The organism is Thiocapsa imhoffii, from assembly GCF_016583985.1.
Lineage (GTDB): Bacteria > Pseudomonadota > Gammaproteobacteria > Chromatiales > Chromatiaceae > Thiocapsa > Thiocapsa imhoffii.
In genome coordinates this window covers 80677-105340 of the sequence record NZ_NRSD01000014.1, presented here as the reverse complement: position 1 = coordinate 105340, position 24664 = coordinate 80677, and the positions used below count along the sequence as shown (strand labels likewise).

The 24664-nt window shown below is 61.6% G+C and carries 21 protein-coding genes; 12 read left to right on the top strand and 9 right to left on the bottom strand.

Features of this window, described 5'->3' with window-relative positions; genetic code table 11:
* Positions 1-39 precede the first annotated feature (39 nt).
* Positions 40-318, bottom strand: a complete 279-nt coding sequence (locus tag CKO25_RS13680) for a hypothetical protein (protein WP_338115138.1) — start codon at positions 316-318, stop codon at positions 40-42.
* A gap of 224 nt (positions 319-542) precedes the next feature.
* Between CKO25_RS13680 and CKO25_RS21815 the strand changes: the two genes are divergently transcribed.
* From CKO25_RS21815 to CKO25_RS13665, 3 genes are all read left to right on the top strand, one after another.
* A complete protein-coding gene (locus CKO25_RS21815) occupies positions 543-1244 on the top strand; it encodes a 4'-phosphopantetheinyl transferase family protein (RefSeq protein ID WP_338115137.1) in 702 nt (233 codons plus the stop codon).
* 96 nt (positions 1245-1340) lie between these two features.
* A complete protein-coding gene (locus CKO25_RS13670) occupies positions 1341-2153 on the top strand; it encodes an undecaprenyl-diphosphate phosphatase (RefSeq protein ID WP_200388496.1) in 813 nt (270 codons plus the stop codon).
* Positions 2154-2369: 216 nt separating this feature from the next.
* Positions 2370-3560 (top strand): alkaline phosphatase family protein, encoded by a 1191-nt coding sequence (locus tag CKO25_RS13665; RefSeq protein ID WP_200388495.1) that lies wholly within the window; start codon positions 2370-2372, stop codon positions 3558-3560.
* Between the two features lie 11 nt (positions 3561-3571).
* Here the strand turns inward: CKO25_RS13665 and CKO25_RS13660 are convergent, their stop codons facing one another.
* From CKO25_RS13660 to sufB, 4 genes are all read right to left on the bottom strand, one after another.
* Positions 3572-3976: an SUF system Fe-S cluster assembly protein gene (locus CKO25_RS13660; protein ID WP_200388494.1), complete on the bottom strand. Its 405-nt coding sequence runs from the start codon at positions 3974-3976 to the stop codon at positions 3572-3574.
* Positions 3977-4092: 116 nt separating this feature from the next.
* Complete coding sequence (gene sufD / locus CKO25_RS13655; RefSeq protein WP_200388493.1) at positions 4093-5415, bottom strand: Fe-S cluster assembly protein SufD; 1323 nt, start codon at positions 5413-5415, stop codon at positions 4093-4095.
* Entirely contained in the window at positions 5412-6167 is a 756-nt protein-coding gene (gene sufC / locus CKO25_RS13650; RefSeq protein ID WP_200388492.1) for a Fe-S cluster assembly ATPase SufC, read from the bottom strand. Before sufC ends, sufD begins: the two co-directional genes overlap by 4 nt.
* Positions 6168-6384: 217 nt before the next feature.
* A complete protein-coding gene (gene sufB, locus CKO25_RS13645; RefSeq protein ID WP_200388491.1) occupies positions 6385-7830 on the bottom strand; it encodes a Fe-S cluster assembly protein SufB in 1446 nt (481 codons plus the stop codon).
* Positions 7831-8485: 655 nt separating this feature from the next.
* Here sufB and CKO25_RS13640 point away from each other — a divergent pair.
* The 6 genes from CKO25_RS13640 (at position 8486) to cysC (ending at position 14100) form a co-directional block, all read left to right on the top strand.
* Positions 8486-9514, top strand: a complete 1029-nt coding sequence (locus CKO25_RS13640; RefSeq protein ID WP_200388490.1) for a Fe(3+) ABC transporter substrate-binding protein — start codon at positions 8486-8488, stop codon at positions 9512-9514.
* A gap of 135 nt (positions 9515-9649) precedes the next feature.
* Entirely contained in the window at positions 9650-11296 is a 1647-nt protein-coding gene (locus CKO25_RS13635; protein WP_200388489.1) for an ABC transporter permease subunit, read from the top strand.
* The gene (locus tag CKO25_RS13630; RefSeq protein ID WP_200388488.1) at positions 11280-12398 is read left to right on the top strand and encodes an ABC transporter ATP-binding protein; all 1119 of its coding nucleotides are present in this window, start codon (positions 11280-11282) and stop codon (positions 12396-12398) included. Before CKO25_RS13635 ends, CKO25_RS13630 begins: the two co-directional genes overlap by 17 nt.
* A gap of 176 nt (positions 12399-12574) precedes the next feature.
* Positions 12575-12892, top strand: a complete 318-nt coding sequence (locus tag CKO25_RS13625) for an SCO4225 family membrane protein (protein WP_200388487.1) — start codon at positions 12575-12577, stop codon at positions 12890-12892.
* 19 nt (positions 12893-12911) lie between these two features.
* The gene (locus tag CKO25_RS13620; protein WP_200388486.1) at positions 12912-13310 is read left to right on the top strand and encodes a hypothetical protein; all 399 of its coding nucleotides are present in this window, start codon (positions 12912-12914) and stop codon (positions 13308-13310) included.
* Positions 13311-13446: 136 nt separating this feature from the next.
* Positions 13447-14100 carry an adenylyl-sulfate kinase gene (cysC, locus tag CKO25_RS13615; RefSeq protein ID WP_242467612.1) on the top strand — a complete coding sequence of 218 codons (654 nt, stop codon included), beginning with the start codon at positions 13447-13449 and terminating at the stop codon, positions 14098-14100.
* Between the two features lie 272 nt (positions 14101-14372).
* On the opposite strand, the gene CKO25_RS13610 is transcribed toward cysC, so the two are convergent.
* Positions 14373-15428 (bottom strand): DUF2333 family protein, encoded by a 1056-nt coding sequence (locus tag CKO25_RS13610; RefSeq protein ID WP_371829716.1) that lies wholly within the window; start codon positions 15426-15428, stop codon positions 14373-14375.
* Positions 15429-15564: 136 nt separating this feature from the next.
* Positions 15565-16932, bottom strand: coding sequence for a hypothetical protein (locus tag CKO25_RS13605; protein ID WP_200388483.1), 1368 nt, complete (start codon positions 16930-16932; stop codon positions 15565-15567).
* A 294-nt stretch (positions 16933-17226) separates the two neighbouring features.
* Here CKO25_RS13605 and cysZ point away from each other — a divergent pair, with 294 nt between their 5' ends.
* The 3 genes from cysZ (at position 17227) to CKO25_RS13590 (ending at position 22694) form a co-directional block, all read left to right on the top strand.
* A complete protein-coding gene (gene cysZ, locus CKO25_RS13600) occupies positions 17227-18408 on the top strand; it encodes a sulfate transporter CysZ (protein WP_200388482.1) in 1182 nt (393 codons plus the stop codon).
* Positions 18409-18522: 114 nt separating this feature from the next.
* Positions 18523-19614: an efflux RND transporter periplasmic adaptor subunit gene (locus CKO25_RS13595; RefSeq protein WP_200388481.1), complete on the top strand. Its 1092-nt coding sequence runs from the start codon at positions 18523-18525 to the stop codon at positions 19612-19614.
* The gene (locus tag CKO25_RS13590; RefSeq protein WP_200388480.1) at positions 19611-22694 is read left to right on the top strand and encodes an efflux RND transporter permease subunit; all 3084 of its coding nucleotides are present in this window, start codon (positions 19611-19613) and stop codon (positions 22692-22694) included. The genes CKO25_RS13595 and CKO25_RS13590 overlap by 4 nt, the downstream gene beginning before the upstream one ends.
* A 158-nt stretch (positions 22695-22852) precedes the next feature.
* Here the strand turns inward: CKO25_RS13590 and msrQ are convergent, their stop codons facing one another.
* Positions 22853-23482: a protein-methionine-sulfoxide reductase heme-binding subunit MsrQ gene (gene msrQ, locus CKO25_RS13585; protein WP_200388479.1), complete on the bottom strand. Its 630-nt coding sequence runs from the start codon at positions 23480-23482 to the stop codon at positions 22853-22855.
* Between the two features lie 70 nt (positions 23483-23552).
* Positions 23553-24515, bottom strand: a complete 963-nt coding sequence (gene msrP, locus CKO25_RS13580) for a protein-methionine-sulfoxide reductase catalytic subunit MsrP (protein WP_200388478.1) — start codon at positions 24513-24515, stop codon at positions 23553-23555.
* Positions 24516-24664: the final 149 nt, after the last annotated feature.

Here is a 24664-nt window from a genome sequence, read left to right as displayed (position 1 = left end):
TTGCATCAGGACCCGAGCACGGGTGCGGAGCAGGCACAGTCAGGAAGGCTCGACGCGACAGGAGTCGCCGTACACCGCCATGATCTGCTTCAGTTCGTGCAGGAGCACACGCCGCTCTTCCTGGGTGAGGAGCGCTGCCTCGGGCAGTTGCGCCCCGGCCTCCAGCGCCGCGATATCACGCCGGACCGCGCGGCAGCCCTTCTGACAGACGGCTTCGAGACAGGCCTCCAGAGAGCTCTGCCGCGGGGTTTGGGCCGCCTGATCAGCGCTGGAGGTGAAGCGGTTCGTCAAATGGGTGAGCCCCGTTGCGTTGGCCACCGATGGGATCATTGGCTTTGCCCACTTGCAGTCGGAATCGCTCGGAGCGCGGTGAAGAGCCAACCACGAGCACGGCCACTGAGCACGGCCACTGAGCATGCCCAACCGCATCCAATCTTCGCGACGAACCCGGTTCAGTCACAACCCCGGTGGTACGAGGCGGCAGATTATAAGAAGATCGTGACGTTGGTCAAAACGGATCGCATACGGTCAGGTCGCAACCCGTGCAATCAGTCATCGAGACGCCCCGCTGGCGCAAGCCACCTTCCCGCCCCCCGATCCGTCCCGGTGACCTCCATCTGTGGCGCATCCCAACGCAGGACGAGCACCATGACCCGTTGCGCTGTCTCGCGGTGCTAGGCGCTACCGAGCGAGCACGCGCCGAGCGGATCCTCGATGACACCCAGCGGGCCCGGTATCTGCGTGTGCAGTCCGGACTCAGGCTGATCCTCGCGCGCTATCTCGAGCGGCCACCGGCACGCATCCCGATCACATTGGCCCCCACCGGCAAGCCGGGATTGGGCCTCGCCTGGCCTGCCCTCGCCTTCAATCTCACAACCACCGAGGATCTTGCCTTGCTCGCCATCTCAGCCGGACAGGGCGTCGCGGCCGAGGTCGGGCTGGACTGCGAACGCATCCGACCACGGACCCATCTCGCGGCCATCGCCGCGCGCATGTTCACCAGGGAGGTCTGTGACGCCATCGCGCAAGCGACCGAACCACAGCGTCTGCAGCTCTTCTACCGCGCTTGGACGGCATTGGAGGCCGACGTCAAATGCGACGGTCGTGGGCTCTTTCGCGCGCGGACTCAGGCCACCGCATCGCCCGCGATCGCACATTGGGTGCCGCAGGCTGGTTATATCGCCGCGGTGGCGCGCCAATGGCTCCCAGATCCGAGTCAATGGTGTCTGTTCGAAGGACCCTGAGTCACCCGCCGCGGAACCACAAGAAGGCACCGAGCGGAACCATCTTGCGAGGCAAGTGGTTACAATGGGGCGCTTTGACCTCAGGAGGCCTCCTAAATGGATACGCTGCAGATCCTATTGCTCTCGTTTGTTCAGGGCATTACCGAATTCCTGCCGATCTCGAGTTCGGGTCATCTCATCCTCACGCCGCTGCTCTTTGGATACGAGTTACAGAGCCTGGCCTTCGATGTTGCGGTCCATCTCGGCGCGCTCGGCGCCGTCATGCTGTATTTTCGCCGCGAGCTCGTCACCATGACGCTCGCGGTGTTCGGGTCATTGCGCACCCGCTCGATCGCGGATCCCAACGCGCGCCTGGGCTGGATGATCGTTATCGCGACGCTCCCGCTGGTTGTGCTCGGACTGCCTCTGAAACTCGTGCTCGAGTTCCTGCGCGATGACCCGACGCTCGCGGCATGGGTGATCGCCGCCACCAGCATCGGGTTCGGGCTTCTGCTCTGGTGGGGGGACGCGCGCGGCAAACGGACGCGCGACGAGTTCAGCATCGACTGGCGGGATGCGGTCGTGATTGGTCTCATGCAGGCCATTGCCATCATCCCCGGCACCTCGCGCTCGGGCATCACCATCACCGCCGGCCTCCTCCTCGGCCTGACCCGCAAGGCGGCGTCCCGCTTCTCCTTTCTGCTGGCCATTCCAACGATTCTGATGGCGGGCGGGATCGAGACGCTCGACCTCATGAAAGCCAGCGAACCCATCGACTGGTTCTCGCTTTCGCTCGGCGCCGCGCTCTCATTCGTGTTCGCCTACCTGGCCATTCATTACTTCCTGAAATTCATCGAGCGCGTCAGCATGCTACCCTTTGTGATCTATCGGGTTCTGTTGGGCATTCTGATCCTGGTGCTGCTGTGGTGAGGAGGCAGGGGTCTCGCAGCGGACATCGCAACGCGGGCCACGCCCAGGGCTGGAATGGCCGGCCTGGAGCCAATGCGCGATCCTGATGGACTCTGAGCTCTGTTCATCGCGTGTCGTGTCGAGGGGTTGGCAGGCGACTGCCCGGGCGGCTCCCCCGGGCAGACCCCGGTTGATCGCCCGTACCCTATTCACCGCTGAGTCCTCATCCTGAATCACATGGCGCAAGCGCATCCGCCCTGGCCGCGGCCGGACTATCTCGGTGGCAGCATCCTCAACCTGATGAGCAGCCTCATTCAGGCTCGCGGGGGGCATAGCGACGCCCCCGGCCTGTCGACGCTGCCACCGCGAGCCCTGGAGCAGACGACGAATCTGGTGTTATTCGTCATCGACGGCCTGGGCGCGGATTGGCTGGCGCGCTCTTCACCGCGGGGCCTGCTCGAACGTTCGCGGCACGCCACCCTGACGACGGTCTTCCCAACGACGACGGCTGCGGCCATTCCAACCTTTCTGACCGGTGAGGCACCCCTGCGACACGGACTGACCGGCTGGCATACCTATATTGGTGAACTGGGTGCCGTCATGACGGTCTTGCCCGGACGACCACGCTGTGGTGGCGCCGGTTATCGTGCCGCTGGCATTGACCCGCTGGCCTTGAGTGGAACGACGCCAGTGCCCGATCGCATCCAGACTCCGAGTACGCTGTTCGCACCCCGGGAAATCGCCCGTTCCGATTTCAATCTGGCGTATTCAGGACGTGCTGAGACGGTGGGTTTTAAGGGACTCGAGGATCTCTTCCAACGGGCCGCGAAGCGGTTGCGCCGATGGCCCCGTAGCCGGCGAGCCCCCTGCTATCTCTACCTCTACTGGCCGACGCTCGACACCATTGGTCACGCGCAGGGCATCGAAAGTGCCGCTGCCCGAGCGCATCTGCTGGAGATCGAGGCGGCGTTACAGGACTTCCTAACCGCGATTGCGGGGACGGATACACTCGTCCTCGTCACGGCTGACCACGGTCACATCGACACCGGCCCAGATCCCGGTATCGATCTTGCCGAGCATCCCGCGTTGGCGGACAGTCTCCTGCTTCCTCTGTGTGGCGAACCACGTGCGGCCTTGTGCTACCTGCGCAGTGGCCGGAGACAACGATTCATCGACTATTGTCAGGATGTGCTCGCCGATCGGGTTGATCTGATCGAGAGCACACGGCTGCTTGAGGAGGGCTACTTCGGACTGGGCGCGCGCCACCCACGCATCCACGATCGGATCGGCGATGTCTGGCTCTTACCAAAGGGTCGCACCGTGATTCGACAGTGGTTGCCGTTCGAGAAGCCCTATCAGCAGATCGGTGTTCACGGCGGCCTGAGCGATGCCGAACGACTTGTTCCCCTCTCGCTGTTACGAGCCTGATCCATACCCGATCAGAGCAGCCCAAGTTGCAGGCGTGCCTCATCGCTCATGTTGCTTTGTGACCAGGGTGGATCCCACACCAGGTCGACATCGACCTCGCCGACGCCCTCGACCCGACTGACCGCATCCTTCACCATCACCGGCATCATACCGGCAACCGGGCAGGCGGGCGCCGTGAGGGTCATGTCGACGTGAACATCGCCACTCTGCGCGATGTCGATTCGATAGATGAGTCCCAAATCATAGATGTTGATCGGAATCTCCGGATCATGGACCTCACGCAGGGCCGCGATGATGGGCTCGCGCAGTTCCTCCGGGTCCATCCGTTCGACAACCGCGTCAGTCGCCGCGGATGCCATGTCGTCCTCGCTGTGCTCACGCTGACCGAAGCCGGCGAAGCGGGCCAGTCTGTTCATGCTCGACCTCTCGACTCGTGTGTTCGGACCGGGTTGCGATGGACGCCATAGGTGCGTCTGTCGCCACCCGGTCGTTCGGGATATCGCTGCGCACCGCAGCCAGCCACGGGTGCCATCTAGTCCAGCGGAGCGGACTCAAGACGCGCGCCGACCTGTTCCGCGACCACCTCGCGCACGGCCTCGTGGTGAATCGATTCGATGATCTCACCCGCAAAGCCCAGACAAAGCATCCGACGTGCCAACGACGCCGACAGTCCACGCGAACGTAAATAAAACAGCATCTCGGCATCGATTTGACCGACGGTCGTACCGTGACTGCACTTCACATCGTCGGCATGGATCTCGAGTTGCGGCTTGGTGTCGACTTCCGCATGCTCGGACAACATCAGGTTTTTGTTGGACATGGCGGCATCGGTGCGTTGCGCGTTCCGGGCCACCAGGACGCGACCGTCGAATACGGCGCGACCCTTGCCATAGAGGATGCCCTTGAAGTTCTCTTGACTGGTGCAGTTCGGGACCGCGTGCTCGACATCGAGGTGGTAGTCCATCAACTGTTGATCGCCGGCCAAATAGAGCCCCTGCAGACGGCATTGCGCGTGTTCGCCGCTGAAGCGCGCGATGATGTCGGTACGCGCCCAAGCCCCCCCGAGACCAATGTTCACACCCTGATAATGACTGTTGGCCGCTTGGTCGAGATAGAGACCCGTGATGTGGAAGGCCTGGGGACTCTCCATCTGGATGCGATCATGGTAGAGGGTGGCATCCCGTCCCAGCGCCAACTCAAGCACTGAGTTGGTGCAATACAGCTCAGGGTTCAGGCTGATATAGCGCTCGATCAACGCGGCCTGGGCACCCTCGGCGAGCGCGATCAAATGGCGCGGCTGAGCGACCCGCGGGACCTCCATGCCAACAGCGAGATGGATCAGTTCGATCGGCCGCTCGAGGATGGCGCCGCGTTCGAGTAAAACCACCAGACCATCGTCCGAACCGGCTGTGTTCAAGGCGGAAAACAGCGGCTGTTGTGGACCGATCACGGCGTTGAGACGCTCGCGCAGGGCATCCGGATCGCTCGTTAGGAACTCACGCAAGGCGCCGATCCGCACTCCTGGGGGCAATTCGCCGAGGGCGGACAGACGTGGACTGTAGTGGCCATTCACCATGACGATGCGATGACTGTCGAGGCCCGGCACCAGATAGGCGTCAATGCCGGCCGGGACAAGGTCGTCGACCCGGGTCTCGTCGACCCGTGAAAACCCGGTTTCGAGTAACCGCTTCAGGCTGGTGTAACGCCAGGACTCGTGCTTCGTGTTCGGAACGCCGAGTTCACGCACCTGCTCGGCGGCGTGCCGCCGCTGCCGGTCCAACCACTCGTGTTCGCCAGCGGCGCTACCGGCGGCGACCAGCCATGTCTCGAACCCCGTCGGTGCCTGATCACTCATGCCGCCTGCTCCTGCTCGAGCACCCAGCCATAGCCCTTTTCCTCGAGTTCCAGGGCAAGCTCCTTGCCACCAGAGCGGATGATCCGGCCTTTCGCCAGCACATGAACATGATCGGGCTCGATGTAGTCGAGCAGACGCTGATAGTGCGTCACCACGATCATCGAGCGCTCGGGACTACGCAACGCATTGACGCCATCGGCGACCACCCGTAAGGCATCGATGTCAAGCCCTGAGTCGGTTTCATCGAGGATCGCGAGCTTGGGCTCGAGCAGCGCCATCTGGAAGATCTCGTTACGCTTCTTCTCACCACCCGAGAAACCCGAATTAACCGCCCGCTTCAACAGCGAATCATCGAGATGCAGGATCTTCAGTTTCTCTTTGATCAGCCGCATGAAGGTGACCGCATCGAGTTCGGACTCGCCGCGTGCCTTACGGATGCTGTTGAGTGCCGCCTTCAAAAAGTAGGTGTTGTTCACGCCGGGCAGTTCGACCGGATATTGGAAGGCGAGGAACACCCCGGCCTGCGCCCGCTCTTCCGGCTCCATGTCGAGCAGATCTTGCCCCTCGAAGAGCACGCTTCCACCCGTCACCTCATAGCCATCACGCCCCGACAGCACATGCGAGAAGGTGCTTTTCCCCGAGCCATTTGGGCCCATGATGGCGTGAATTTCACCCGGCTTCACCTCAAGGTCGAGACCTTTCAAGATCTCTGTTTCACCCACCTTCGCCTTCAAACCGTTCACTGATAACATCTTGTTTCTCCTGAAATGATCCCTGCGATCACGCCCTACTGCGCGCGCTCTGCTGGACGGGACGAGACTGCCGCGGCGAGGCCTTCACGAGAAGGCATCAGGGTCACACCCTGTATGGCATGGCGCTTGAGCTGGTTCCGCGGCGCCTCTCCAGCAGGTCTCCGTGACCGGTACGCGCACCCCATCGCGGGACAGCACCGCGGGTTCTAATGGTGATCTAGCCCACCGCGCCCTCGAGACTGATACTCAGAAGTTTTTGGGCCTCGACCGCGAACTCCATGGGCAGTTCGTTGAAGACTTCCTTACAGAAGCCATTCACGATCATCGACACCGCGTCCTCGGCCGTGAGGCCGCGCGAGCGACAATAGAACAGTTGATCCTCGCTGATCTTCGAGGTCGTGGCCTCATGTTCGAGATTGGCGCTCGGGTGTTTCACCTCGATGTAGGGGATGGTATTGGCCGAGCAGCGATCCCCGATCAGCAGGGAGTCGCACTGGGTGTGGTTGCGCGCGCCCGCGGCACGCTGACTAATGCGCACCAAGCCACGATAGGTCTGCTGCCCTTCACCCGCCGAGATGCCTTTGGAGACAATGGTCGAACGCGTATTCCGACCGAGATGAATCATCTTGGTCCCGGTGTCGGCCTGTTGACGTCCCTTAGTGACAGCGACCGAATAGAATTCGCCGACCGAGTCATCACCGCGCAGGATGCAGCTCGGGTATTTCCACGTGATCGCCGATCCCGTCTCGACTTGCGTCCAAGAGATCTTCGAACGCGCGCCCCGGCAATCACCCCGTTTGGTCACGAAGTTGTAAATTCCGCCACGGCCGCGTTCGTCGCCTGGGTACCAATTCTGGACCGTCGAGTATTTGATCTCGGCGTCATCCATCGCGATGAGTTCGACGACGGCTGCATGCAATTGATTCTCGTCACGTTGCGGGGCGGTACAGCCTTCCAAGTAGCTGACATAGCTGCCGCGCTCGGCGATGATGAGGGTGCGTTCGAACTGTCCCGTATTGCGCGCATTGATGCGAAAATAGGTGCTGAGCTCCATCGGGCAGCGCACCCCCTCGGGGACATAGACGAAGGTCCCATCACTAAAGACAGCCGCGTTGAGACCGGCGTAGTAGTTATCCGTGTGTGGCACCACCGAGCCGAGATATTTCTGGATCAATTCGGGGTGATCGTGCACGGCCTCGGAGATCGCGCAGAAGATGACGCCAGCCTCGGCGAGCGACTCGCGAAAGGTGGTCGCCACGGACACACTATCGAAGACGGCATCGACCGCGATTCCGGCCAGCGCCTTTTGTTCTTCGATCGGGATGCCGAGTTTTTCATAGGTTTCGAGCAGAGCGGGATCGATTTCGTCCAAGCTCTTCGGCGCGTCCTCCGGGCGCTTCGGCGCGGAGAAGTATGAGATCGCTTGATAGTCGATCGGCGGATAATGGACGGCGGCCCAGTGTGGCGTCGGCATGGTCAGCCAATGACGGTAGGCCTTCAGCCGCCACTCCGTCATAAACTCGGGCTCACCCTTGCGCGCGGAGATGGCGCGGACGACACCCTCGTCGAGGCCGGGTGGTAGCGTATCGGATTCGATCTCCGTGACGAACCCATGCTCGTACTCAGAACGAACAATCTCGTCTACTGCTTGGGTTGAGGTCATCTCTCCTGGCTCCGTTTTCTTGAGCGTTTTACTGGGTAATTACTATACGCCCTTCTTGACCGGTTTCAATATGCCGCGTGGCGATCGGTTCCAGACCCGCGCAGCGTTCCGCCTCGGCTCCTCGCAGGGAACCCTGCGGAATATCCGCGCCGAGCCGACGCGAAAGAGGTCGCACGCAGGGGCCTGCTCACCTGGCCCTTAAGCACAAACCATTCCTAGTTTGTGGTGCTGTCGCAGGCCGCGTTGTGCCCGGATGTGGCTGGCATCCAACCCGTCACGCCGGAGCGCTGCATCGAAAGAGCCAGCGGGGGCACGCGGATCGGCTCCGCAACACCCGCGGAGGCGACTGTGTCACCTGATTTGACTGTCGCAAGGCTCGGGCGCGTGGGTTCGCTCTCCAAGAATGGTCGCGTCTTCAGGCGGCGTTTCAAGCAGGGTCCGACGCAGGCGAGCTGGCTTTTCCATGATATTCGAATTTTCCGATTGATTTGACGTGCGATCGTGCGATCGCGCCCTTGTTAATGCGAACGGTTACCATTACTCTATCTGTCGGTTTCGCGACAAACCGAACATCCAGCCCTTTTCAACAAAATCACACCAGACGGCGACCGCAACACAGCGGTCATGCCCACATGCTTTGAGGATTGAGAAGAACATGAAACCCCATTTATCCCTGCTCGCCTTGGCAACGGCCATCATCACGACGGCATTACCGGTGATTGCTGCCGCGGATGAGGAGGTCAATCTCTATTCGGCACGCAAGGAGGAGTTGATCAAGCCCCTGCTCGATCGCTTTACCGAGCAAACTGGCATCCGGGTCAATCTGGTGACCGACAAGGCGGAAACCCTGCTCAAACGCCTTGAGAGTGAAGGGATCAACTCACCCGCGGACCTCATCATCACCGTCGATGCCGGAAATCTGCATCGCGCCAAGGAGGCGGGTGTCACACAGCCCATCGCCAGCGAGGTCTTGATCGCTGCGATTCCAGAAACCTATCGAGATCCCGAAGGACATTGGTTCGGACTCTCCTTGCGCGCACGCCCAATCCTCTATGTCGAGGGCAAGGTCGATCCAGACAGCCTGTCCACCTACGAAGCGCTCGCCGATCCCGCTTGGCAGGGCAAAATCTGTATCCGCTCCTCGGACAATATCTACAACCAGTCGATGGTCGCCTCAATGATCGCAGCCGACGGCGTCGAAGCGACGGAAGCCTGGGCCCGGGGCTTGGTTGCCAACATGGCGCGACCGCCCCGTGGCGGGGATCGCGATCAGATTGCCGCGGCGGCAGCCGGGCAGTGCGACATCGCCATCGCCAACACCTATTACCTAGCCGGCATGTTGAACTCTGGCGATCCGAGTCAAGTCGCCGCGGCTGAAATGATGCGCGTCTTCTGGCCGAATCAGGACGACCGTGGCACCCATGTAAACGTGAGCGGAATCGCCATGACGCATGCCGCGAAGAACAAGGACGCGGCCACCCAACTCGCTGAATTTCTGGTCAGTCCCGAGTCGCAAGCCTGGTACGCCGAGGTCAACGGCGAGTATCCGGTCCTAGTCGATGCCGAGATCACGCCGCTCCTGCAGTCTTGGGGAACCTTCAAAGCCGATGAGGTGCAACTTTCGGTCCTTGGGGAGTACGGTCCCGAAGCGGTTCGCCTGATGGATCGCGCTGGCTGGAAATAGACGAGCGCACACTCAAGCGTCATAATGGGGCCTCTTTGTAGGCCCCTTGGTTTGGGTTCCATCCCTGGTATCCCTGAAGCGCACGGTGCGGCGTGATCAGGATGAGCGTTAGGCATTCGAGTCGATGAGACGATCGTGAGCACGAATGGTCGCCGAGTCTGGTGGTCGGCGGGCGTCGTGTTCAGCGCCCTCGTCCTTGCCATTCCTGTCCTCGTGATCGTCGGATTCGTGTTCGTTCCGTCCGGCGATGTCTGGCGACACCTCGCCGACACGGTTTTGGGCGACTACATCCGCAATACCCTTCTCCTGATGCTCGGGGTCGCCTTCGGCACCTTGATCGGCGGCGTCGGAACCGCCTGGCTGACGAGCATGTGCCGATTTCCCGGACGCGGCTTCTTCGAGTGGGCCTTGATCCTGCCAATGGCGATGCCCGCCTACATCATCGCTTACACCTATACGGGGATGTTGGATTTCGCCGGCCCGGTTCAGACCACGTTACGAGAGTGGATGGGCTGGCGCTTCGGAGACTACTGGTTTCCCGAGATTCGCTCCCTGGAGGGCGCCGCATTGATGCTGGCGCTCGTGCTCTACCCTTATGTCTATTTGCTCAGTCGCGCCGCCTTTCTCAGCCAATCGCTCTGTGTCCTCGACGTCAGCCGCACCCTCGGCAATGGTCCCTGGAGAACCTTTTTCTTTGTTGCCTTGCCATTGGCACGACCCGCGATCGTGGCTGGCTTGACTCTGGCGTTGATGGAGACGCTCGCCGACTATGGCACGGTGCAGTATTTCGGGGTGCAAACCTTCACCACCGGGATCTTCCGAACCTGGTTCGGGCTCAACAATGCCGCGGCTGCGGCGCAACTCGCCGCCATGCTCCTTGGTTTCGTCCTGGTCCTGATCGCATTGGAGCGCATCTCGCGTCGCAACGCCCGCTACCATGACACCAGTCAGCGTCACCAAGCCATTCGGCGCTACCACCTCACTGGCTGGCGCGCCTTCGGGGCGGTCACCTTCTGCGCGCTCCCACTCCTGCTCGGCTTCCTCATCCCGGCGGGGCAACTGACCCATTGGGCGGTCACGATCGCCGATACGGCTTACGACGCCACCTACTGGAGGCTGGTGCGCAACAGTCTCGAACTCGCCGCTATCGCGGCCATCATTGCTCTCTTGCTCGCCGTCTTCCTCGGCTATGGAAAACGTTTGCATCCGACGCGCACCGTGACGAGCGCGGTGAAAGTCGCCGGTCTTGGCTATGCCGTTCCTGGCACCGTGATCGCGATCGGTGTCATCATTCCTTTCGCTTGGTTTGACAACACGCTCGACGCCTGGATGCGCGCGACCTTCGGCATCTCCACGGGGCTGTTGTTGAGCGGGACCATCGCGGCCTTGATCTTTGCCTATTTGACCCGCTTTCTCGCCGTCGCACTGCAAACCGTCGAAGCCGGACTCGTCCGCATTCGCCCCTCGATGGACGAGGCCGGGCGGTCCATGGGCCACCGCCCAATGCAAATTCTCGGGCGTATCCACATTCCGATCCTGCGTGGTAGCCTGTTGACAGCCATGCTGTTGGTCTTCGTCGATGTGCTCAAGGAGCTGCCAGCGACCTTGATTCTGCGCCCGTTCAATTATAATACGCTCGCGGTCCGGGCCTACGAACTCGCCTCCGACGAACGCCTCGCCGATACCGCGCCCGCGGCCTTGACGATCGTCCTCGCCGGTCTCCTTCCAGTCATTCTGCTCAGCCGATCCATCACGAAGTCCCGCAATGCCGATTCAACTTGAAGTGCGAGAAATTTGGGTCGCCTATGGCGAGACAGTCGTGGTGCGCGACGTGTCCTTCGTGCTCGAGCGCGGGATCATCGGCTGCTTGCTCGGGCCTAGCGGGTGCGGAAAGACCACCCTCCTGCGGGCGATCGCGGGCTTTGAACCCGTCAGTCGGGGGGAAATCCTGTTGGGAGGGCGGCGCGTGTCAGCCCCTGGGCAGAACACCCCCGCGGAGCAGCGGCGGGTCGGCATGGTGTTTCAGGACTTCGCACTCTTCCCACATCTCACCGTCGCTCGCAACGTGGGTTTCGGATTGCATCGGGCCTCGCGGAGCGAACGCGCGCACCGGGTCGCTGAGCTGCTCGACCTCGTCGGGCTGCGGCAGGCCGCTGATCGCTATCCCCATGAACTCTCTGGCGGAATGCAGCAGCGGGTCGCGCTCGCCCGGGCGATGGCCCCGCGCCCCGAGATCCTTCTGCTCGACGAACCCTTCTCGAGCATGGACGCGGAACTGCGCGAACAGCTTGCGCGCGAGGTCCGTGACCTGCTCCGGCGCGAAGGCGTCACCGCCATCCTGGTGACGCATGATCAGCTCGAGGCATTCGCCATGGCTGATCAGATCGGCGTCATCGCCGAGGGCAGCGTCCGTCAATGGGGGACCGGCTTTGGGCTCTATCACGAACCAGCCGATCGATTCGTCGCCGATTTCATCGGTCAGGGAGTCCTGCTCGCGGCAGAGGTCGTTGACGAGACTCGGATTAAGACCGAACTCGGTCGCGTCGCCGGCAGCAAACCTCATGGGCTGCTTCCGGGGACCCGGGCAGAGGTCTTGATTCGCCCTGACGACATGCTCTACGACGACAGCAGCCCCAGACGCGCAACCGTGATCGAGCGGGCGTTTCGCGGCGCCGAATACCTCTATCAACTCCGATTGGCGAGCGGGACCGAGGTTCTCTGCCTGGTCCCGAGCCACCACCAACATGCGATCGGTGATCAGATCGGTATTCGTCTGGAGGCCGAGCATCTGGTCGTGTTTCCCTGCCAGGAGTCAGCGCGAGTCGCGTCTGCGCCAGCACAACGGGATCGCGATCAGCACGATCAGAATGAGGGCGCTCAGTGAGCCAGAACAGGTCGGGCTCTCACCTAGGAGCGCAGCAGCATCGTGACCGCTAGATCCGGTTCCCGCCGTCTCAATGGACTCACTCCACTCGCCGCGCATGGCACGCAAGACCGCGCCGCGATCCTTCGTTTCTCACCGACCCCCAGGCGTGCACCAGAACCAGACCATAGGAACGCATGATGCCAAGAGTACGCCATGAGACCCCGCGCCACGACCCGGGCATCTCACCCTTGATGCGCAACATCATCTTCATCTACCTGGCCGCATCGATCATCGCGATCACGGTGCTCCAGTTCGGCGGCGACCCCTTTGCAGGTCTGTTACTGGTGCTCTTTGCGCTACCCTGGAGCCTGCTGGTCCACAGCATCACCGGTCTCCTCGGCTTCACCTCGGCCGCGCTCAATCTCGCGCTCCTCGCAATCGGTGTCGGCATCAATGCCGCGGCACTGTATTTGCTCGCTCGCTGGCTGCGCACGCGCCAATCGACTCGATGACACCCACATGAGACCTCCGATGGAACCACACGCCTCCGATCGCCTCCGCGCGTTCTTGATCCTGTTCGCCAGCATCGCCCTGGCGGGATGCACGGGTTCACTCCAAGAACGGCAACTCACCATGCCATCCAGCCCCGAGGCGCAGGCGTGCGTCGCCAATTGCGAACTGAGTCAACAACAGTGCCGACAGCGGCAAACGCTGCGCGAAGCTGAATGCAATGCGCTCGACGCACGCCTGTCATCGGAGCTCGCTGCCTGTCAAGCGACTCCGGGCGCAATCTGCGTCCAGCCCATGGGTTGTCTCGGGCCAGACATGACGATCTGCACGGCGCAGTTCGAGGATTGCATCGTCGCCTGTGGCGGAACGCTCGCGACACACTGGAGCGGACTTCGACTCAGCAAGACCGCGCCGGACTGAGGGCGATCCCCAGGCGCCAATCCCTGCCCTAGGTCCAGCGACGGGGCACCGCCGCTCACCCGCTGTACCCACTCTAGACATGCATGGCCCACTCGACGTGGGCGACCTGATTTGAACAACGATCGAGGATCGAATGATGAATGAGATGAACGTTACCTGGCACGAGCATCAGGTTTCCCGGGGCGATCGGGAGGCTATGAAAGGGCACAAAGGATGTGTGATCTGGTTCACAGGGCTCAGCGGATCGGGCAAGAGCACGATCGCGAACACGCTCGACCACAAGCTGCACGAACTCGGGTTTCACAGCACGGTACTCGACGGGGACAACGTCCGTCATGGGCTGAATGCTGCCCCCGGGATGTTACGTGATACCCATGGTGATGAATTCGCCGAGCGCTTTGGGCTTGGATTCTCCGCCATCGATCGCGAGGAGAATATCCGTCGCATCGGTGCCGTCGCAGAACTCTTCTCGGCCGCGGGCCTGATCGCTCTCACGGCATTCATCAGTCCCTACCGCGTCGATCGAGACCGGGTGCGCAAGACCATGCGAGAAGGTGAGTTCATCGAGGTCTTTGTCGATACACCGATCGAAATCTGTGAGGACCGTGACCCCAAAGGACTGTACAAGAAGGCGCGCGCAGGCGAAATCAAGGGATTCACGGGCATTGATGACCCCTACGAGGCACCGCTCAATCCGGAACTGACGCTGTCCTCTGGGCACGCATCACCTGATGCGCTTGCCGACGAGGTCATCGCCTTTTTGCGTGCGCGGCAGATCATTCCGGGCTAGAGATCAAACGATCCCATTAGAACCATCCTCGGCCCCCAGCTCCCGCGAAGTCATCGAACCCTGCTTCGCAAGGCGCTTGGGGGCGCGCCGCGCCCCTGTGTCGGCGTCGAGACGACCTGCCCAGCATCCGATCTCGGCGTGAGCAGGTCGTCATCATCAGGGGCAGCACTCGGCAACGATCGAGACTCAACTCACCTCGCGACTGGCACCCGAGCGACCGCGACCGACTGGACTGACCGCCGATCGCCGCCGGGCGCGAATCTGGCCATCACCTAGCCCTTCTCGAGGAGGTTGCGCAGATCGATGATCGCGGCGTTCGCGCGCGAGATGTAGGAGGCCATGACCAGCGAGTGGTTACCCATCGGACCGAACCCGGTCCCGTTCAGAATCAACGGACTCCAGATGGGATTTTGCGTGTTCTCCAGTTCACGAATGATCTGCTTCAGCGACACCAAGGCGTTCTTATCAATCAACACCCGTTCGAAGTCGATCGTCAAGGCCTGCAGCGTATGCAACAGTGCCCAGGTGTAACCACGCGCCTCGAAGAAGACGTCGTCGATCTCCATCCATGGCGTCTTGGTATGAGCTTCCTGCTGTGCCGGGCGCGCCTGCTCAGCGCTCGGATCGCCCGCAAGCGAGGTATCCAAGGGCGCTTGACCAACCGCGTAGGACAAACGCTGCGCAAGACTGCCCAGGCGCTTCTCGGCGACGGCCAGGTAGGATCGGAGATTGTCCGCGCGGGCAAAAAACTGACCGTCTTGACTGCGATCATCGTTCAAGCGGTTGAAATAGCGATACAGTGCTTCGACGCCACGGCGATACTCGGATTCACTCGATGGCAGGATCCAGGATTCCGAGTCATAGCTGAACTGCGGATCGGCGATCTGCAAATCCTTGTCTTCGACTGATTGTGTCTGAGACCGGGAGAATTCGTTGCGCAGTGCCCGGGCGAGATCACGCAGCTCCGTCAAGGCACCGAATTCCCAGTTGGGGATGTTGTCCAGGTAAACCCCTGGCGGAGCGATGTCGTTACTCAGGTATCCGCCAGGCTTGCCCAACAGGGTCTCAGCGATTCCAATTGCCGCCGCGGTCGTATAGGACCCCGTCGCGAGTGTTGCCTGCTCGGAATCTGCGATGGCAAAGGCACGCTCACGGACGTCAAAAGTCCCGGGGGAGCGCGACCAGTAAATCCCGAGAACAATGACAATGACGAGGTAGGTTGCTGCAAACAGCCCCGTAGTCCACCACAGACCCTTTTCTCGCCATGTTCGAGGGTCGTAGAGCTTGACGACTTCCGTGACAGTTTTAGGAAGATGGGGTGTGTCCACGATCTGCTCCGAATGTTCAGGTCGATCCATCCAGGGGCCAACTCTGGATTCAAGAGCTGGCGGTGCGTCACAAAGGGGCCTTCCTTCAGTGAGCTGATGCGCTGGCCACGAGGGCCAGTGCATCAGCTTCCGTGCATCAGCGCATCGGACCGAAATGTTTCAGCCATGCGGGCATGGGCTGAATGATCGGTGCCGCTGGCTGAATCTCGACTGCCTCGGGCACAACGGCCGGTTTCGCGGCAGGTGCTTTGACCGGCGCGGGCTCGACCACTGCAGGTTCGACGGGAGTCTCCTCGACCACGGCGGGCTCCGATTCCACCGGTTGATCCGGGACCGTGTCGGCTGGCGCAGGCATCGGTTCCACTTCAGGCTCGACCACCAGTGGCAGCACGGTCACCGGGACCGGCAGCAGTTCAGGTTCTGGCTCGACGGGGGCCTCCTCAACCACCGCCGGCTCGGCCGGGGCTTCCTCAACCACCGCCGGCTCGACTGGGGCCTCCTCAACCACCGCCGGCTCGACTGGGGCCTCCTCAACCACCGCGGGCTCGGCCGGGGCTTCCTCAACCACCGCGGGCTCGGCCGGGGCTTCCTCAACCACCGCGGGCTCGGCCGGGGCTTCCTCAACCACCGCGGGCTCGGCTGGGGCTTCCTCAACCACCGCCGGCTCGGCCGGGGCTTCCTCAACCACCGCCGGCTCGACTGGGGCCTCCTCAACCACCGCCGGCTCGGCCGGGGCTTCCTCAACCACCGCCGGCTCGACTGGGGCTTCCTCAACCACCGCCGGCTCGGCCGGGGCTTCCTCAACCACCGCGGGCTCGACTGGGGCCTCCTCAACCACCGCCGGCTCGGCCGGGGCTTCCTCAACCACCGCCGGCTCGGCTGGGGCTTCCTCAACCACCGCGGGCATCGCGGGTTGGCCTGGCTGCAGCGTCTCCGGCGTCATGTCGATGCCTGCTCGCATCTGGCCCGGAAGCGGCGCGAAGTGTGGAAGCGCGGTCGGTTTGGGTGGCTCGGCTACTTTCGGTGCCATCGCTGCTGGCGGCTCTTCGACGATCGGAGCCTCCTCAGCGGGTGTCGTCGCCACGATTGCGGGCGCGTCGACCTGTGGCTTCGCTTCGCGCAACGGGGCGTAGTGCGGCTGCCCGGCTGGTTGCGTGCGCTCCGCTGCGGGCGCGGCTTCCGCGGGTGCAGCCTCAGTCAGAGCGGGCTCGGTTGGCGGAGTCTCAACGGGAGTCTCGACAAGAGCGGGCGCTGGTGTCGCCGGGGCTGGATCCGCGATCGCGGCCGGCACGGCACCAGAGACCCGAAGTGTCCCGATCGGCGCTAGATTCGTCGCGACATACGTCGGGTCAAGCGGAGTGGGCTCGGGGAAAGGGTCGCCAACCGTGACGTAGAGCGTCCCGACAAGTGTCGCGATGCCCACTACCCAGACGGACGTCTTTCCGATATCGATAGTCGCCAGTTTTGCTCGCGTCTCTGCAAGCTTGGCCACGACCTCTTTCATCAGGCTGATCCTCGTGTCTGTAGACGAAATTAAGAGAGTTCGTTCCTTAAACCCCCTTAGGCTGCCTGAATAGGCGCGCGGGTTCAAGGGAGAACCGCACAAAGGCCATCGTTGCAACCGCGAGATCCTGCGAAGAAGGAGGCGAAATTGGGCCAATCGGGGGTGTATACTCTGACGCATCCATCACGTCAGATCGAAACGCCACTCGATCCATCGCGATCGCCTTCGCGGTGCGGATCACCCGGCTAGACCAACCTCACCGACGCATCAGCGCTTTATCCGCCCTGGTTACTTATGGCATCCAGTCCTCTCGCCGGCGTCGGATATCTCCTTGGTGGCCTGCGACTGATCGCGCAGTCCGGGCTGCGGCGTTACGCCATCCTCCCGCTCGTCGTGAACCTGCTCCTATTCATCGTCGCCATCCCCGTTGCACTGTGGGTGCTTGTCGAGGTGTTACGCACACTCGAGAACATCGTCCCGAGTTGGCTTGGGTGGCTGGACTGGCTCCTACGGCCGCTGTTCGGGGTCGTTGCGCTGTTGTTCGTTTTCAACAGCTTTGCCTTGGCCGCAACCCTCATCGCGTCACCCTTTAACGCACTGCTGGCCGATCGCATCGAGCGTCGCCTGACCGGTTGCGATGAGGATGGCCAGAGCACGGCCAGTGCGCTCGCCAATTGGCCGGCCTGCGCGCTCCACGAATTGCGCAAACTCGGTCATGCACTCCTCCTGGCCATCCCATTCCTGGTTCTGCTCGTCATTCCCGTGGTCGGCCCACTGCTGTGGCTGCTCTATTCAGCATGGATTCTGGCAGCGCAATATACTGACTATCCGATGAAAAATCATGGTCTGAGAGCGCCTGTGATGCGGCAGCGTCTGCGCGAAAAACCGACGCTCACCTTCGGGTTTGGCGCCGCGGTCGTGGGCCTCAGTCTCGTTCCGGTCATCAATTTCACCCTGATGCCCGCGGCCGTGGCTGGAGCGACCCTGATGTGGATCCGGGAATTGAAGGGGAGCACGCACGAGCAGACGGCGACCCGTTCACGGGTCGCTACCCGCTGTGTCATGCTCTTCATCGATCATCTCTCCGGACGAATCAGCGGAACCCTGTTGTGTGGGCCGTGCGCGGGTCAGGATCTGGCGCAGATTCACACTGATGAACTCGTCGTCCTGTTGGAAACCTGCTACACCAGCGACCCTGATTCCGCCGAGGCACTCGAAGTCTATCTCGAACAGGAACGCGGACGTCAGCCCCGCGAGACGCCATCCTCTGGTCGCGGAACCGATGCCGGATCCCGAGTGTCCGAACCGCTCCATCTCGAGGAGGCGCGTGCCATCCTCGGTCTCGCCCCCGACGCCGATGCGCAGGCGGTGCGCTGCGCGCATCGGCGCCTGATCCAAAGGCTCCATCCCGATCGTGGCGGTTCTGACTATCTGGCCGCGAAGGTCAATGAAGCGAAACAAAGACTCCTCGAATAGAACGCCTGGAGGGGCCCGCGAGCATGCAACGAGCCGCAGTCCCCCTGACTCCAGCGCCGACGATCTGTCGTCCGCCTCCCTTCGACTCACTCGCTGACTCAACTCGAACTCGCCATGGTCGCTCGTCTTCTTCTGGTCATTCTCCTGCTCGGCGCGCTGATCGGCGGCCTCGCCTTCTTCAAGTACAGCCAAATTCAAGCCGAGATCGCCATGTTCTCGCAGCCCCCACCCGCGCCGACGGTCCGCGTCGTCACGGTCGAAACCACAAATTGGCAACCGACACTGAATTCGGTCGGCTCGATTGAGGCCATCCAGGGCGTGAACGTGAACAATGAGGTCGCGGGCCAGGTGCGGGCGATCGAATTCGAATCCGGCGCCATCGTGCAGCGCGGACAGGTCTTGGCGCGTCTTGCCGATGACGTCGATCGTGCCGAATTGGAGGGATTGGAGGCGGCCGAACGCCTGGCGCAAATCAAGGTCGAGCGTAACCGTGCCTTGCTCAAGGATCGTGCCGTCGCGCAGGGTGATTTCGACGAGATCAGCGCCCAATTGGATCAAGCTCGCGCACTGGTGAAAAGCAAACGCGCCACCATCGAGAAAAAAACGATTCGCGCCCCCTTTGATGGTCAACTCGGCATCCGCTTGATCAATCTCGGACAGTTCCTACCCGAGGGCTCGCCCATCGTGGCGCTGCAAAATCTCGACCCCGTGTATGTCGACTATGCGCTGCCCGAACGACACCTCGCGCGTCTGAGCACGGGACAAACCGTCCAGGTGCGGATCGCCGCCGACCCTGAACGTATCTTTGAAGGCGTCATCGAAGCGATCAGCCCTGGAATCGATCGCGGAACACGCAACGTTCGCATCCGTGCCCGCTTGGAGAATCCGGACCTAGCCTTGCGTCCGGGCATGTTTGCACGGGTCGCCACCCTCTTACCGGTCGAGCAAGAGGTCCTGACGCTGCCCCGCGAGGCCATCACCTTCAACACCTACGGGGATACGGTGTTCGTGGTGCGCGAGGAGGGTGACCAAACCCTCGCCGAGCGCCGTCAAATCGTCAGCGGTGATGTCCGTGATGATCAGATCGCGATCCTGTCTGGTCTGAGCGTCGGTGAGCGCGTCGTCAGATCCGGGCAGGTGAAGTTGAGTCAGAACCAAGCGGTTCGCATCCTCGATGACGAGGACGCCGAGGGCGCGTCAGAATGAGCTTCACCGACCGCTTCGTCCACCGACCGGTCCTGGCCACGGTCGTCAGCCTGTTGATTTTCATCTTGGGTATTCGGTCCTTGCTCGACCTGGAGATTCGCCAGTACCCGGCGACGCAAAATACCGTGGTCACCATCACGACCGCCTATCCGGGTGCCAGCAGCGACCTGGTCCAGGGCTTCATCACCACGCCGCTCCAGCAGGCCATCGCCGAAGCCAATGGGATCGACTATCTGATCGGGACCAGTACCGCGGGACTGTCGGTCATCGAGGCCAACATGCGTCTCAACCATGACCCCAACGCGGCGGTCGCCGAGATCCAGGCCAAGGTCGCCAGCCGACTCAATGTGCTCCCCGAGGCGGCACAGAACCCGGTGATCGACTCCACGACCGGTGATTCGACCGCGCTGATGTACCTGGCCTTCTACAGCAAGGTGATGACCTTACCCCAGATCACGGACTATCTTCTGCGCGTCGTCCAACCCCAACTCCAAGCCCTAGAGGGGGTTGCCAAGGCCGAGATCTTCGGCGATCAAACCTTTGCGATGCGCGTCTGGCTCGATCCTGAACGGATGGCCTCGCTTGGGATCAGCGGGGATGATGTCGCGCAGGTGCTCGCGGCGAACAACTATCTTGCCGGCATCGGCCGGTTACGCGGTGAACGGGTCCAGATCGATCTGTCCGTGACGACCGACGTCAGTCGCGTCGAGGATTTCCAGCGACTCGTCATTCGCACCGATGGCGACGTGCTGATTCGCCTCGATGACATCGCCGAAATCGAGATGGGCGCTAGAACCTCCGACTCCAGTACCCTCTACAAGGGCACCCCGGCGATCTTTATCGGGATCGAACCCTCGCCGGGCGCCAATCCGCTCGAGGTCGCGGCACGGGTTCAGACGCTCATGCCCGAGCTCGCCACCCAGTTCCCGGAAGGACTCCAGGCCGCGGTGCCCTATGACGCCAGCGAGTTCATCGAGGAATCGATCAAAGAGGTCTTCACGACGCTCGCCGAGGCGGTGTTGATCGTGCTGTTCGTGATCTTCCTGTCACTCGGCTCGTTGCGTGCCGCCGTCATCCCATCGGTTGCTGTGCCGCTCTCCATCGTGGGCGCCGGCTTCATCATGCTCGCCATGGGTTTCTCCATCAACCTCTTGACCTTGCTTGCCATGGTGCTCGCCATCGGTCTCGTCGTGGATGACGCCATCATCGTTGTAGAGAACGTGCATCGCCATCTGGAAATGGGCAAGAGTGGTATTCAAGCAGCGCTTGATGGGGCGCGGGAACTCGCCATGCCCATCATTGCCATGACCACCACCTTGGTTGCGGTCTATGTCCCAATCGGTTTCATGGGCGGGCTTGTTGGCGCGCTCTTTACCGAGTTCGCCTTCACCCTCGCTGGCGCCGTTGTGGTTTCAGGCATTGTTGCCTTGACCCTCTCGCCCATGCTGGCCGGACGGATCCTGCGTGTGGGCTCGGCACAAAGCCGCTTCGAGCGTGGAGTCGAACACGCCTTTAACCGTCTTGCGAAGGGTTATCGAGGATGGCTCCACCGCTGGTTGGAATATCCTGGAATCGCACTCTTGATCGCGGTCGTCGTGCTCGCGGCCATCTATGTCATGTACGACATGACCAAGAAGGAGCTCGCCCCCACGGAAGACCAAAGCATCCTGTTTTTCATGGGGACGGCGCCACAAACCGCGACCGTCGATCTGAATTTGAGCAACATTGATGAGATGCTGCCGATCTTCGAGTCCTTCCCAGAATATCAGGAGAGCTTCATCATCGCGGGGATGGGGGGGGATCAGAGCATGACCTTCGGCGGCTTTAAGATGACCCCTTCGTCGGAGCGAGAACGCGGTCAAACCGAGATCCAGCCTCAACTCCAGGGGATGCTCGGTGAGATCGCCGGCATGCAAACAGTCGTCTTTCCGCGGCCGAGTCTCCCGACGCCAGGCAACGGGATCCCCATCGAGTTTGTCATCCTCACCGACCGCTCCTTTGCCGAGATCGACGCGCTGGCTGATCAACTGCTCGATACCGCCATGGCCAGTGGTCTGTTCATGTTCCTCTCTAAAGATATCAAATTCGAGCGACCGCGCACCGTGCTAGAGGTCAACCGTGATCTCGCGGGCGATCTTGGAATCAGCATGGTCGATCTCGGACGCAGCCTGTCGGTGATGCTGAACGAGGACTATGTGAACTGGTTCAGCCTTGAAGGCCGCAGTTATCAGGTGATTCCACAGGTCGCGCAACAATTTCGCAACGACTTAGGTGCCCTCAAGGATTTCTTCGTGCACAACGCGGCCGGCGAGTTGATCCCGCTGTCCGCCTTGATCGACGTGCGCCATGAGGTCGAGCCCTCCAAGCGGGTCCAGTTCCAGCAACTCAATGCCATCGCCTTATCCGGCGTCATGACCCCCGGGGTGCCGTTGGGCAGTGCGCTCGCCTACCTCGAACAGGAAGCCTCGGCGCTCTTTCCACGTGGAGTCCGTTGGGACTACAAGGGTGAGTCGCGTCAGTTCAAATCCGAGGGGGCCGCGCTCGAGGTCACCTTTTTCCTCTCGCTGCTGATCATTTATTTGGTCCTCGCCGCCCAATTCGAGAGTTGGCGCGACCCCTTTGTCATCCTCATGTCGGTCCCTCTCACCATTGCCGGGGCCATGGCCTTTCTCTTCCTTGGATTCGCGAGCGTCAACATCTACACCCAGGTTGGCTTGATCACCCTGATCGGGTTGATCGCAAAGAACGGCATCCTGATCGTCGAGTTCTCGAACAAACTGCGCGAGCGCGAGGGACTGTCGAAACGAGAAGCGGTCGAGCAGGCGGCAGAGGTACGGTTGAGACCGATCTTCATGACCACGGTTGCCATGCTGGTGGCCATGATCCCACTGCTCAATGCCAGCGGACCCGGTGCCGTCAGCCGTTTCGATATCGGTCTCGTGATCGTGACCGGCCTCGGGATCGGGACACTCTTCACCTTATTCATCGTGCCGGCCTTTTATATGCTGCTCTCGCCGAACCAAGCCAGACACCGCACCCGCGAGCAGGCAAACGAACAGCCCCCAGCCGCAACCATCTGACCAGCCGGAGTCGCGCCCAGCCGTGATGGCTAGTCGATTCCTCGCGATGGCGGGCGACACCTATCCTGACACTGGGGGCGAAGGCCCTTCGAGAACCCGCCCCAGACCCCGCGAGAGGCTCTGTGCTCAGTCGTATGACAGGTTCGCGAGCCTTTCGATCAGCGTTCTCGGGCCACCGATCCTAAACGACGCATGCGCATCGAAAGCCATGCCCAGGGCACACGCATCGCGAGCAGAAGCGCCAGGATGAGGGCATAGATCGCCGGTTCCATCAGATCAGCCTTCACGAGCCAGAGAACGTGCAGGACAGCCAGGATGGCGATGGCATAGACGATCCGATGGAGTTGTTTCCAGCGGCGCCCGAGGCGACGCATCCAGGACTGAGTCGAGGTGATCGCAAGGGGCATCATCAGCACGAACGCCAGCCAGCCCACCAAAATGTAGGGACGGCGCAGCACGTCTTCGGCGATTTCGGACCAGCCCCAGAACTGATCCAGCCACAGGTAGATCAGCAGGTGTAGCGCCGCGTAGAAGAAGGCGAATAACCCAAGCATCCGCCGAAACCGGAGGATCAGGACCTGTCCGGTGAGTCGTCGCACCGGTGTCACGGCCAGCGTCAGCAACAGCAGACGCAGTGCCCAGTTGCCGGTTTCATGGGTCAGAACCTCGACCGGGTTCGGGCCGAGTGAGCCAATGATGCCGCGCCCGACGAGCAGCAGGAGCGGCAGCAGGCAGAGCGCGAACAGGAGGGGCTTGAGCAGCCGTGTCCGATCCTGACCTGAGCTCATCGCCCAAGCCACCGGAGGGTCGCTGGTCCGTCCTGATCGCAGACAACAGTGTCGGAGTAGCGCACACGCATCAGAAAAAACGGTTCAGATCCATTCCCGCGTAGAGGTGAGCCACCTGATCGGCATAACCGTTGAACAGTAGGGTGGGATGTTTTTTCGCCAGCCAACCGTCTCCGATCATCCGATGGCTGCGTTGACTCCAGCGCGGATGATTCACCTCTGGGTTAACGTTGGCATAGAAGCCATACTCGTTGGGCTGCATCCGGTTCCAGGTCGCGTGCGGCTCGGTTTCGGTGAAGCTGATGCGGACGATGGATTTGATGCTTTTGAACCCGTACTTCCAGGGCACGACGAGTCGCAGCGGCGCCCCATTTTGATTCGGTAGGAGTTCGCCGTAGAGCCCGGTCGAGAGGATCGTTAAGGGATGCATGGCTTCATCCATGCGTAATCCTTCGCGATAAGGCCATTCGAGGACCTTGCGCCGTTGTCCTGGCATCTGTTCGGGGTCGAACAGCGTCTCGAACGCGACATATTTCGCATTCGCCGTGGGTTCAAACCGCTTCAGCAGATCGCCGAGTGGGAACCCGACCCAGGGCACCACCATCGCCCAGGCCTCGACACAGCGTAACCGATAGATGCGCTCCTCCTGGGTGTAAAGAGCGAGGATGTCCTCAACGCCGATCTCCCCAGGTGCGGCACACTCGCCATCCACTTTGAGCGTCCACGGGCGCGGTCTTAGGAATTTCGCATTCGCCTTCGGATCGCTCTTGTCGGTACCCAGTTCATAGAAGTTATTGTAACTGGTGATATCCTCAAGGCTGGTCAGGGGCTCATCCGTGCTGTAGGGGCTGGGTTGAATGTGCTCGATTATACCCGTGGCGCTCGCGCGCGCGAGTCCGGTGCCCGTGAAGGCGGCGGTCGCAGCCAGACCGAGCCCCGCTGCCGACACCTTCAGAAAATCGCGACGGCGTTCCCAGATGTGCCGCGGGGTGATCTCCGATGGTGGGATCTCGTGAGGTTTCTTGATCAGCATCTCTTCTCCGATCGAGGCGAAGCGGCTTGGAACGATCCAATCCGCGAGTGAATAACCCTTTCGGTGACTGAGACCAAGAGGGAAGCGACAACGCGGTCATGGGACCCATCGCAGGACTCAAACAAGACAGCTAACAGGCTCGGAGGGTT